This window comes from Pseudooceanicola lipolyticus, assembly GCF_002786325.1.
In the GTDB taxonomy this organism is placed as follows: domain Bacteria; phylum Pseudomonadota; class Alphaproteobacteria; order Rhodobacterales; family Rhodobacteraceae; genus Pseudooceanicola_C; species Pseudooceanicola_C lipolyticus.
This window is the reverse complement of sequence record NZ_PGTB01000357.1, coordinates 1-1,222: the sequence shown is the minus strand read 5'-3', so window position 1 is coordinate 1,222 and position 1,222 is coordinate 1. Positions and strand designations below refer to the sequence as shown.

Annotated in this window: 1 protein-coding gene; it reads right to left on the bottom strand. The window is 69.2% G+C overall.

The features are described from left to right. Positions 1 to 1,222 (bottom strand): PAS domain-containing protein (locus CVM52_RS25870; protein WP_133120013.1); only part of this gene is annotated, 1,222 nt, incomplete at both ends.

Genomic DNA, 1,222 nt, shown 5'->3' with positions numbered 1-1,222 from the left:
GCCGCCGGCGGTGGCGCGCACGCTGGTGGTGATCTCGTCCAGCGCCGCAGCCGTCTGTTCCAGCGTCGCGGCCTGGGTCTCGGTGCGCCGGGCCAGGTTGTCCGAGGCCTGGGCGATCGCGGTGGCGCCCGCGCCGATCTTGTCGGCGGCGGTGATCAGCAGCGCGATTGCCCCGGTCAGCTTTTCCCGGGCGGCGTTGTAATCCAGGCGCAGCTGGTCGAGCTCGGCCGAAAACGGCGTTTCCAGCACCGCGGTCAGGTCGCCCTCGGCCAGCGCCGCAAGGCCGCGGCGCAATTCCGCCACCACCAGGTCCTGGGCGGCCGCGTTGCGGGCGCGCTCGGCTTCGGCATCCAGCCGGGCGCGTTCGATGCGGGTGACATCGGTGCCGACCTCGATCACCCGGTCCAGCGCGCCGTGCCGGTCCATGATCGGCGTCATCGACAGTTCGACCCAGACGCGGCCGCCGCTTTTGCTGCGCCGCTCGATCTTGCGGGTCACCTTGCGCCCCTCGGTCAGCCGCTGCATCTGGATCCTGGTATCCTCGCTGGCGCCGAACAGTTCCTCCAGGCTCTGGCCGATCGCCTCGTCGCCCCAGCCGAAAAACCGGGTGAAGGTTTCGTTAAGTGCGGTGATGCGGAACCGGGTGTCGAACTCGACCATGCTCTGATTCTGCCGGATCGCGTCGAGGATCGAGGCATCGGCGCGGGCCTGGCGCACATCCTGCCACTGCAGCGAGGCGCCGATATATTGGCCATCGTCATCGCAAATCGCGGCGATATTCAGCTGCAACCGGGCAGAACCCACCGAGATGTCGGCGCTATGGGGCAGGTTGGCAGGGTCGGAGCGCAACGCGCGCGGCGGCGGCGGATCACCGAGGAACCGGTCGATCGTTTCGCCGCACAGCGCCTCGGGGTCGAAATCCGGCCACCGGCTGCGCAGCGCTGCCAGATTGTCGCGGAAGATGTCGGCCAGGGCGGCGTTGTATTCGACGATAGTGAGATCGCGATCCACCAGCATCATCGCCGCCGACGAGCCGGAAAAGGCGCGCGCCTTGAACAGGGCCATCTGCGCCGATGCCTCGCCCTGCGCCAGCGCGTCGCGGCAGCGCGCCAGGTCGCGGGCCAGCGCGCCGATCTCGTCCGCCCGTCCATCGTCGACGATCGCAACCGCATAGTCCTGCTGTGCCACTTGCGCCATCGCGCCGCGCAGCCGTCGCAACGCC